Genomic DNA, 10,218 nt, shown 5'->3' with positions numbered 1-10,218 from the left:
GGCCCGTACCCCCCCCCCGCGGCGCGGGGGGCGCGGGCGGCCCGCGGCAGGCCGTTGGCATCGGTGCGGCCCGGAGGTTCCGGCCGCGGCCGCCGTTCTCACCACGCGGGCCGCCGCGGACTGCGGCGCAGCCGCCAGGCCGGGTGGGCCAGCTCGCCGGCCAGCCGGCTGGGTCGTTCGACGGGGAGCTCCTGGGCGGGGTCGAGCGTGAATCCGTGCGCCCTGCGGCCCGGTGGAAGTGCCCGCGCATCGCCTCGTACAGCTTCTGCACCCCGGCCGTCACGGGTCCGGACCATAGCTGGGCATCAGAACCATCAAGATCACCGGGAGTTGCCTGGTCCGTGGCCCCTTCGCAGCTCGTCCGGCGTGAGGCGGGACTCGACCGACTGTCCCGCACCCGCCCGACCGCGATTCCCACTCCCAGGCCGTTGACCAGCGGAGATAGCGGAGATGGAGAAGTCCTGCTGGAGTACCGACGGCTCGCCGGTCAGGGCACCGGGACGCGGTAGGGCTCCGGGGCCGGCTCGGCCCGGTGGTGGTGGGCCGGGCGGAGCGGCCACCAGAGGGCGCGGCCGAGCAGGGCGGCGACGGCGGGCACCAGGGCCAGGGACAGGACGGCGGCGGAGAGCAGGATGCCGAGCGTCAGCGCGAAGGCGACCTGTTCGCTGCCCGGGGTGGCGGCGAGGGTCGCGAAGGAACCGGCCAGGACCAGGCCGGCCGTGGCGATGGCGGGCGTGGTGTGCCGTACGGCGCGGGCGACGGCGGCGCGGGGCGGGCCGGGGCGCTGCATCTCCTCGCGGATCCGGTCGGTGATGAGGATGTTGTAGTCGGTGCCCAGTGCCACGACGAACAGGAACAGCACCAGCGGGAGGGTGAAGCTGACGCCCGGTTCGCCCAGCCCGTGCTGGAACAGCAGGGTCGCGGCGCCGAGGGTGGCGGCGAAGCCGAGCCCAACGGAGACCATCAGGACCAGCGGGGCGAGCAGGCTGCGCAGGAGCAGCAGCAGGATCAGGGCGATCAGGGCGGCCGCGACCGGGAAGACGATCGTCAGGTCGTGGTCGACGGCGGTGGAGATGTCGGCGAAGATCGCCGCCGTGCCGCCCACGTGGGCGCTGGTTCCGGCGGGTGTGTGGGCGGCGACCGTGGCGCGGACCGGGCCGGAGGCCAGGTCGCGGGCGCGTCGGCTCTGCGGGTCTGCGGTCAGGTAGAGGTCGATCCGGGCGGCGCGCCGGTCCCCGTTGAGGACGGTGCCGCCCGTCTTGCCGACGCCCTCGACCTGGGTGAGGGCGTGGGAGAGGGCGTCGAGCCGGCCGGGGGTGAGGGTGGTGCCGTCCGTGGTGACGACGTAGACGCTCGTCGGGTCGGAGACGCCGGCCGGCAGGGTGCGGGAGATCTCGGCGGCGGTGGCGGCGGCCGGGGTCCGGTCGCCGGCGCCGCCGAGGCCGTAGTCCATCCGGATCCCGGTCATCCCGGCGGCCAGTGCGCCGAGCAGGGCGAGGGCGGCGAGCAGCATCGGCAGTGGCCGCCGGGCAACGAGCGCGCCGAAGCGGGCGGCGAAGCCCTCGCCCGGCTGGCGGCGCAGGCTGCGGGAGGGCCAGAACATGCCGCGGCCGCAGGCGGCGAGCAGGGCGGGCATCATGGTGAGGCTGCCCAGCAGCATGACCAGGACGGCGACGGCGATGGCCGGGCCGAGCGAGCGGAACTGGCCGAAGCTGGCCACGCCGAGGGTGGCGAAGGCGGCGACGATGGTCAGCGCGGCCGAGGTGATCGCGGTGCCCACCCGGGCGGTCACCTGGGCGGCGGCTTCGCGGGCGGGCTGCTCGGGCCGGGCCCGCAGGTGCTCGCGGAAGCGGAAGAGCAGGAAGAGCAGGTAGTCGACGCCGATGCCGAGCAGGACCACGGAGACCAGCCCGGGGGTGCCGGCGTCGAGCTTGAGGCCGGTCAGCGTCGCGGCGACGGCCACGGCTCCGCCCGCCACGCTGCCGATCATGGCGACGGCGAGCAGCGGCAGCAGGGCCGCCGCCACGCTGCGGAACACCAGCACGTTGAGCAGGACGATCAGCCCCATCACGAGCGCGCTGCCGACCGTCGCGGCGGTGCGGTGGGAGTCGGCGGTGTCCACGGCGTCGGCCAGTCCCCCGGTGAACCCGGTGCGCATCCCGGCGTCGGCGAACCGGGCCACGGTGGCGTCCCGGAACGCCCGGTAGACGCCCTGGACGCCCTCGTCCGCGGCGTTGCCGGTCAGTTCGGCGGAGAGCAGTTCGAAGCTGCGGTCGGGCGCCACCATGGCCGGGGCGACCCGTGGGGTCTGGGACCGGTCGGGGACGAGGAAGGCCGGCTCGTCGTCCTTCCTGGGCATGACGACCCGGCGCTGGGCGAGCTTCGCCGCCTCGGCCTCGACCCGCTGCTGGTCGGCGGCGGTGAGCGCCTGGCCGTCGGTCCTGGCGACCAGAACCGTGACCGTGGTGGCGTCGGGTTTCATCCCGAAGTCGTCCTCGGCGATCCGCAGTGCGGCGGCCGAGTCGTAGCTCTTGGGCAGGAAGTCCCCGGTCTGGGACTGGGTGACCCGGGCGAGCAGCATCGGGCTCAGCAGGGCCAGGGAGATTCCCAGCACCACCCAGAGGGCGATCACCTTCCACGGGTTCCTGGTTGAGTATCCGGTCAGTGCGCGGATCACGGTTTCCTCCGGCGGTGGACGCGAGCGTCCGCAAGGTCGGTCTCGGCTGCGGGGGTTCCCGGCCGGCTTCCAGACCATCACCCGGGTGGGCCGCGGACGTCCCTGCGACGGACGATCCGCACCGGGGCCCCTGCTCCTCGGCCGGGCCCGGACCCGGGACCGTGGTCCTGGTCCGGGCCCCGTGATCGGCCGTGGGGACCATGCCGGGGTGGGGTGGGTCGATGCCAGAATGGGGTCATCGGGCCTGATCAGGGCCGATGACGGTTGGTCGGGGCCTGATCGGGGCCTGGCCGGGGCTCAACGGAGCCCGGTCGGGGCTCAACGGGGCTCAACGGTAGGGCGCGGCGCGGGCCGGGCGCGGAGGGGAACGGACATGGGCGGGCGTCAGCGTCCCGTGGCGGAGGCGGCACTCGGGGCGGAGCCGGCAGACCCGGCGGACCCGGCGGACCCGGCGGACTCCGACGGTGCGCCGTGGACGCGCGCCGACGCGCTGCTGGCCGTCGGTGCCTGCACCATCGACCTGCTCGGCTACCTGGTGTTCAACGGGGATGCCGGTGACCACGGGGCGAGCCTGACGGGTTTCCTCCTGGTCACGCTGTCGGCCCTGCCGCTGCTCGCCCGGCGCAGCCGCCCGGTCGCGACGCTGGCCGGCGTCCTGGTGCTCCAGTCGGCGGCCGACCTGTCCGCGCCGGCGAGCCCCCACTTCGGCGCCGCGCTGGTGGTCGCCCTGTATTCGGTGGCCAGGGCCCGCACCGCCCTGGAGACGGCGGCGGCCTCGGTGGTGACGTCGGTGCTGACAGTGCTGAGCCAGAGCCACCTGCGGATGCCCGCCTGGCAGGCGGTCGTCAGCGCCCCCGTCTCCGCCCTGCTCGTGGTCGGCGCCGGCCTCGCCGTGGCGCGCTGGCAGCGGGAGGTCGCGGCCAACCGCAAGCTGCTGGCCGACCGCGCTGTGGCCGATGAACGCCGCCGCATCGCACGGGAGTTGCACGACATCGTGGCGCACCACATCACCACCATGCAGCTGATGGCCGGCGGCGCCCGGGCCAACCTCGCCCACCCGGAGGTGGTCCGGGACGCCCTGGTCACCCTGGAGTCCTCCGGGCGACTGGCCCTGCGGGAGATGCGCCAGCTCCTGGACGTCCTGCGGGCCGGCGACGAACCGGACACCGCCCCGCCCTCGCCCCAGCCCGGGGCCGAGGACCTGGGCCGGCTGGTGGACGAGTCCCGGGTGGCCGGCCTGCCGACCGACTTCGGCGTCCAGGGGCCCCGCCGCCCGCTGCCGCCCACTGTCGGCCTGACCGTGTTCCGGATCGTCCAGGAGGGCCTCACCAACGCCCGCAAGCACGCCGGGCCCGCCCGCGCGACCGTCACCCTGACGTACGGTCCGGACCGGGTCACCGTCGAGGTGCGCGACGACGGGGGCACGGCGGGCACGGCGGGCACGGGCGGCGCCGCACCGCAGGAGGCGGTGCCGGCCGGCGGCCGGAGCGGGTACGGCCTGATCGGCATGCGCGAGCGCGTCGCCCTGCACGGCGGCACCCTGCGGACCGGACCACGTCCGGAGGGCGGCTTCGCCGTCCTGGCCGACCTGCCACTGGCCCCGGAGGAAACGGCCGACGCGGCCGTCCAGCACGGAACGGCGACGGCCCGGTGAGCGCGCACGGCGACGGCCCGGTTCGGTCGAACGACAGCGGCCCGGTGAGCCCGCACGGCGACGGCCCGGTTCGGTCGAACGACGACGGCCCGGTGAGCCCGCACGGCGACGGCCCGGTGGCGGCGGCACCGGGCATCCGGGTCCTCATCGCGGACGACCAGCCGCTGGTGCGGCGCGGCCTGTCCCTGATCCTCTCCCCCGACCCGTCCTTCGAGGTGGTGGGCGAGGCCGAGAACGGGGAGCAGGCCGTCACCGCCGCCCGCCTGCTGCGCCCCGACGTCGTGGTGATGGACATCAGGATGCCCGTGCTCGACGGGGTCGGCGCGACCCGGGAGCTGGCCCGCACCCTCCCCTCCTGCCGAGTCCTCGCCCTCAGCACCTTCGACATGGACGAGTACGTGGTGGCCGCGCTGCGCGCCGGCGCCCACGGGTTCCTGCCCAAGGACGTTTCGCCGGAGGAACTGGGCGCGGCGATCCGCACCGTCCACGCCGGCGAGGCGGTGGTCGCCCCGCGCCTGCTCACCCGGCTGATCTCCACCTACGTCCGGGCCCCGGTCGGCGCCTTGCCGCCGGTCGCCGACACGGGCGGGCTGACGCCCCGGGAGGTCGAGGTGTGGCGGCTGATGGCCACCGGCCTCGACAACACCGAGATCGCCCGGGCCCTGGACATCAGCCTGTCGACGGTGAAGAACTACATCACCAGCATCTACGGCAAGCTCGACGTCCGGGACCGCGCCCAGGCGGTCATCGCGGCCTACGAGTCCGGCCTGGTCACGGCGCGCACGGGAGGCGGGTAGCGGGGGCTTTCTGCCTGCGGGCCCCTGTCGACCGCGAGCTCGACCCGCCCAGGTCCTGGACCGAGGATCGGGACCGCTTCGCCGACTGCTGGAACGGTCCGGTGTCGGCTATGTCCTGACAGTGCCCAAGTCCCAGTTCGGCGTGGGCTGTCCACGCATCGACTGGCTGTTCTCCCAGGCCCCGGCCGACGCCTGGCAGCGGATCTCGTGCGGTGCCCGCGACGCACCGGACTTTCCCGCGACGCATGCGCACGATCACCACCACGCCGACGAACGGCCACAGCCCGACCGGTTACCGAACGCGCCTCAGCGCGGGGTCGTGTCGTCGGCCTCGAACGGGCCGCCGTGGCCGGGCACGATCAGGTCCGCCGCAGCCAGCACCCGCAGCCGTGAGGCGCGCAGCAGTTCGCGGTCCGGGGCTACCGGATCGTCCGCCGGGCCGTGCGCGTGCCACCACAGGTCGCCGGCGAAGGCGACGACGCCCGAGTCCGTGCCCGCCAGCAGCGTGATGTCCTCGGGGCTGTGGCCTGGGGTGCGGATCAGGCGCAGCGAGGGGGTGAGTTCGTAGCCTTCTGCGTCCCGGTTCTTCCACTGGTCGCCCTGGTACTCCACCTTGTGGTCGTGTACCCGGGCGCGGCGGAAGAGGCCGACGTTCATGGTGTTGTCCGGGTGGTGGTGGCTGAGTACCACGTCGGTGATGTCTTCGGGGGTCAGGCCCAGTTCCGCGAGCGGGGCGAGGATGTGGTCGGGGCTTGCCACCATGCCCGGGTCGAAGATCACGTGTCGTCCTGCGTCGGAGATGTAGGAGACGGTTGCGGCGACTCCGGGGCCGGTGGATCCCACGTAGCCGGTGGTCAGGACCTTGTAGTTGGCGCTGCGGCCGAGCGGTGCGTCTGTCATGGCCTCAATCCTTCCGGGTGCGGCGGTGGTTCACGAGTGGCACTGATGCCCTTGATCGCAGGATTCGTGCCAGGTGTGCCAGACTGCGACGGTGCTGCCTTTCAAGACCGTCGCCGCGTACGCCCCTCCTGGTGTCGGCCTGCTCGCCGCCGGCATCGTCACCGAGGTGTTCGGTCCCCATGGGGCGGAGCTGCCCGGGTTCGACTTCGCCCTGTGCGCCGACCGGCCCGGACCGGTGCCGACGGACTGCGGCGTGCCGCTGTCCGTCGCGCACGGGCTGGACCGGCTCGCCGGCGCCGATCTGCTCATCGCCCTGCCCGGGACCGAATTCCGCGCACCACCGGCCCCGGCTGTGCTCGACGTGCTGAGGGCCGCGCACGAGCGCGGCGCCACAGTCGCGGCCCACTGCGTCGGCACGTTCGCGCTCGCCGCCGCCGGACTGCTCGACGGCCGTCGGGCGACCACCCACTGGCGGTTCGCCGAACTCCTCGCCGACCGCCACCCGCAGGTCACCGTGGAAGCCGGCGCGCTCTACATCGACGAAGGGAGCGTCGTCACGGGTGCCGGAGCAGCCGCGGGCTTCGACCTGTGCCTCCACCTGCTGAGGCGCGAGTACGGCGCCGCGCTCGCCAACGCCGTCGCCCGCGACATGGTGCTGCCGTCCCACCGCGACGGCGGTCAGGCCCAGTACCTGGCCGCGCCCGTCCCCGAGGACGGCCGGGACGAGCGGCTCGCCGAGGTCCTCGGCTGGGCCCGCGAGCACCTCCACGAGCCGCTGCCCGTCACGGAACTGGCGCGCCGCGCCATGATGAGCAAACGCTCCTTCGCCCGCCGCTTCACCGCGGCGACCGGCACCACCCCGCACGCCTGGCTGCGCAGCCTGCGACTCAGCCGAGCCGAGGAACTCCTCGAAACCACGGACCTCCCGGTCGAAGAGGTCGCCCGCAGGGTCGGCTACGGCAGCGCGGCCGTGCTGCGCGAGCAGTTCGTGCGGCGCCGAGGGGTGCCTCCCCGCTCCTACCGGCGCGCCTTCACCAGCACACCGAAGCGAACCGGGCAAGCCACCGCCGGATGAGCAACGAACTCGTCCTCGTCCGCGACACTGCCCGCTGATCACCCGTCGGCCGAGCCGCCGGGCCAGCGCCTCCGGAAGCTCGAATTCCCCCGAGACCGGTACGTATCAGGGGTGACTCCGGGGCGGCTGGGGGCTGATCCCTGATGGCTGGACAGTCAGCCTCCGGCAGGCTCGAGGCATGACTTCCGAAACCTTGCCGATCAACCGCGCGACCGCCACCATGAACGGCCGCAGGAGGCGGCTGCCGCTTGCGGGGCTGGCCTGCACGGCTCTCACCGCAGTGGTCCTGAGCACCGCTGCCCCAGCTCTCGCCGCACCGGCCGGGCGCCCCGCAGCCGTCGCGGCGGCCTCCGAGGCCTCTCTTCCCGAGCTGAACGTGGCTGCGCTCCGGGCGGCGGTCGCAAGTGCCCCTGCCACCACGACAGCGGTGCTGGCCCGGGTCAGCGGGCCGGCCGGGCACTGGACGGGAACGTCCGGGGTCGCCGATGTGACGACGGGGGAGGCCGTCCCGGTCGACGGCCGGTTCCGCCTGGGCAGCGTCACCAAGATGTTCATCGGGACCGTGGTGTTCCAGCTGGCCGCGGAGGGCCAGGTCGATCTCGACCGTCCGGTCCAGGAGTACCTGCCGGACGTGCTGCCCGCCGACTACCCGGCGATCTCCGTGCGCCAACTGCTCGACTACACCGGCGGTCTGCCCGAGCTGACGGCACAGGACCTGCCGACCGACCCGCAGGGGATCGTCGAGCACCGGCTCGACGACCACTCCTTCGGCGAGTTGGTCGCCGTGGCGGTCAAGCATCCCCGACTCTTCGACCAGCCCGGCACCATGCAGAGCTACGGGGCCACCGGCTACTACCTCGCCGCGATGCTCGTGGAGAAGCTGACCGGCCGGAGCTACCAGCAGGAGATCACCGACCGGATCCTGCTGCCGCTGGATCTGCGGCACACCACCGCGCCCGAGACGGACACGACCATTCCCGGTCCGCACACCCACGGCTACATCGACCTCTCCCCCGCACATGACAAGAGCGGGCTGGTCGACATCACCGAGCAGAATCCGGGCGCCGGAGGCATGATCTCCACGACGGCGGACCTGGACCGATTCCTGACGGCGCTCTTCCGGGGACGGCTCCTGCCGCCCGCGCAGCTCGACGAGATGTTCACCGTCCCCGATGTCCCCTACCTGGGTGGCAGTGACCAGGACCCGGGCCACGGCCGGGCCTTCTACGGCGCGGGCCCGATGCGTGTCACCCTCCCCGACGGCGTGACCGTGTGGGGCAAGACCGGCAGTACGTTCGGCTACACCGACGGCATGTTCGCCACCCGTGACCTGAAGCGCCGGCTCGTCTACTCCTTCAACCCCATCACCGGAGGCGGCAACGACCGCCGCCTCGTCAACCAGATCATCTCGGCGGCCTTCAACGCGTGAGCGGACGGAGAGGTACCACCGGTCCCCGACGTCGCCCGGTGGTGCTGTACGGCGACACCTTCTTCGTCCCGTGGTTGCCGTTGCCATGTCCCCGGCCTTCAAGGGACCCGAGCACGGCAGGACCGAGCCGCAGCTCGCCGGCACCGCGCTGATAGCCGGCCAGGATCGACTCAGAGGCAACGGTGGCAGTGACGGCCGGGGCACTGCCGATCCAGACTTCCGCGAAGAGACAACGCCGGGGACAACGAGCAGAGCGGATGGCCGAGCGAACGATCTGCCCCGATCCGGATCGAGGCGATCCACAGTCCCGAAGATCCATGTCCGGTCCTCCCACGGGAGCCTCGTCAGCGGACGACGTCGAACACGTTCTTCTGCAGGCCGTTGGCGTAGGTCTCGTGCTCGACGAGCTTGAGCTTCTGGGTGTCCTTGTCGGTGGCGCTGAACAGGCGCTTTCCGGCGCCGAGGAGCAGCGGGAAGACGAGGAGGTGGTAGCGGTCGATGAGGCCGGCGTCCGAGAGGGCCTGGTTGAGGGCGGCGCTGCCGTGGACGATGATCGGGCCGCCTTCGGTCTCCTTCAGTGCGGCGACCTCGTCGAGCGAGCGGAGGATGGTGGTCTCGCCCCAGTTCGACACCAGGTCGCCGTCGGTGAGAGTGGTGGAGACGACGTACTTCGGCATCACCTTGTAGTCGGCGAAGTCCTCCATGCCGGGCCACACCGGGCTGAATGCCTCGTAGCTGGTCCGGCCCAGCAGCATGGCGGTGGCTTCCTTCTGCTCCTGGCCCTTGATGCCGAACGCCTCGGGAAGGAACTCCGTGTGCTTGAAGGTCCAGCCGGTGTTGCGGTAGCCGGGTTCGCCGCCAGGGGCCTCGACGACGCCGTCGAGCGAGATGAAGGCGGTGCTGATCAGAGTACGCATCTGGGGTTCCTCGGTTTCTCGTGTCAGGTTCTCGGTTGATTCAATCGGTGCGCGCATCGATCGCAGTCGCGGCCGAGGCGCACCAGCCGTGATCTATGACTGTGGATCACAGCAAAACTCATCGCTCGTCGCCGATTTTCCGCAGGCTCCTCGGGTTCAACGGCCCGAGCGGTTCGTCACGGAGGTCGTCCAGGACCTCGGCGTCATGGCCGCCACCCGGGTCTACTCCACCGCCGCCTACTGGGCCGCGGCCGGCTTCGCGCTGCTGTTCGGCGTCTGCCCGAAGTTCGGTGCCGTCGTGGCCGCGATCCCGGGCGGGGTGCTCGGCGGCATCACCGTCATCCTGTACGGCATGATCGGCCTGCTCGGCGCGCAGATCTGGATCACCGCCAAGGTGGACCTGCGCAACCCGCTGAACCTGGTGCCGGCCGCCGCGGGCATCATCATCGGCATCGGCAACGTCTCCATGAAGTTCACCGACACCTTCAGCCTCAGCGGCATCGCGCTGGGCACGATCGTCGTCATCACCGGCTACCACGCGCTGCGGGCGCTGGCGCCGGCGCACCTCAAGACGCAGGAGCCGCTGCTGGACTCGGGCACGTCCTCCTACGACGCCGAGGAAGCAGGTGGGGCGGGCCCGACGAAGTAGGCGGACCGGCCCGTGCTATGGGCCCCGGCGGAGTGACGAGCGTCACCACCGGCCGGCGGCCGGGCCCTCGGGGCCGCGCCCGGGCCCCGGCGGAACCGGTCGCTGATTAACAAAAGCCAG

General features: G+C 72.7%; 7 protein-coding genes and 1 pseudogene. 5 read left to right on the top strand and 3 right to left on the bottom strand.

The window, feature by feature from the left end; all coding sequences use genetic code 11:
* Positions 1-487: 487 nt before the first annotated feature.
* The gene (locus tag ACFV4G_RS41565; RefSeq protein WP_380448487.1) at positions 488-2,677 is read right to left on the bottom strand and encodes an MMPL family transporter; all 2,190 of its coding nucleotides are present in this window, start codon (positions 2,675-2,677) and stop codon (positions 488-490) included.
* 373 nt (positions 2,678-3,050) lie between these two features.
* Between ACFV4G_RS41565 and ACFV4G_RS41560 the strand changes: the two genes are divergently transcribed.
* Both ACFV4G_RS41560 and ACFV4G_RS41555 read left to right on the top strand, forming a co-directional pair.
* Positions 3,051-4,331: a sensor histidine kinase gene (locus ACFV4G_RS41560; protein WP_380448485.1), complete on the top strand. Its 1,281-nt coding sequence runs from the start codon at positions 3,051-3,053 to the stop codon at positions 4,329-4,331.
* Positions 4,332-4,423: 92 nt separating this feature from the next.
* Positions 4,424-5,128, top strand: a complete 705-nt coding sequence (locus ACFV4G_RS41555) for a response regulator (RefSeq protein ID WP_380448489.1) — start codon at positions 4,424-4,426, stop codon at positions 5,126-5,128.
* 306 nt (positions 5,129-5,434) lie between these two features.
* Here ACFV4G_RS41555 and ACFV4G_RS41550 read toward each other — a convergent pair whose 3' ends face one another.
* Positions 5,435-6,028, bottom strand: coding sequence for an MBL fold metallo-hydrolase (locus ACFV4G_RS41550; RefSeq protein WP_380448483.1), 594 nt, complete (start codon positions 6,026-6,028; stop codon positions 5,435-5,437).
* A 91-nt stretch (positions 6,029-6,119) separates the two neighbouring features.
* Here ACFV4G_RS41550 and ACFV4G_RS41545 point away from each other — a divergent pair, with 91 nt between their 5' ends.
* Together ACFV4G_RS41545 and ACFV4G_RS41540 are read left to right on the top strand one after the other, a co-directional pair.
* The gene (locus tag ACFV4G_RS41545) at positions 6,120-7,103 is read left to right on the top strand and encodes a GlxA family transcriptional regulator (protein ID WP_380448481.1); all 984 of its coding nucleotides are present in this window, start codon (positions 6,120-6,122) and stop codon (positions 7,101-7,103) included.
* A 178-nt stretch (positions 7,104-7,281) separates the two neighbouring features.
* Complete coding sequence (locus tag ACFV4G_RS41540; RefSeq protein WP_380448479.1) at positions 7,282-8,532, top strand: serine hydrolase domain-containing protein; 1,251 nt, start codon at positions 7,282-7,284, stop codon at positions 8,530-8,532.
* A 344-nt stretch (positions 8,533-8,876) separates the two neighbouring features.
* On the opposite strand, the gene ACFV4G_RS41535 is transcribed toward ACFV4G_RS41540, so the two are convergent.
* Positions 8,877-9,449 carry a dihydrofolate reductase family protein gene (locus ACFV4G_RS41535; protein WP_380448478.1) on the bottom strand — a complete coding sequence of 191 codons (573 nt, stop codon included), beginning with the start codon at positions 9,447-9,449 and terminating at the stop codon, positions 8,877-8,879.
* Positions 9,450-9,645: 196 nt separating this feature from the next.
* Between ACFV4G_RS41535 and ACFV4G_RS41530 the strand changes: the two are divergent.
* Positions 9,646-10,098, top strand: a pseudogene (locus ACFV4G_RS41530) (solute carrier family 23 protein); the annotation flags it as partial.
* Between the last annotated feature and the right edge of the window lie 120 nt (positions 10,099-10,218).

The sequence above is a fragment of the Kitasatospora sp. NPDC059747 genome (assembly GCF_042732955.1).
Classification (GTDB): domain Bacteria; phylum Actinomycetota; class Actinomycetes; order Streptomycetales; family Streptomycetaceae; genus Kitasatospora.
Note: the sequence above shows the minus strand (reverse complement) of the source record. Positions and strands in the feature narration are given on the sequence as shown.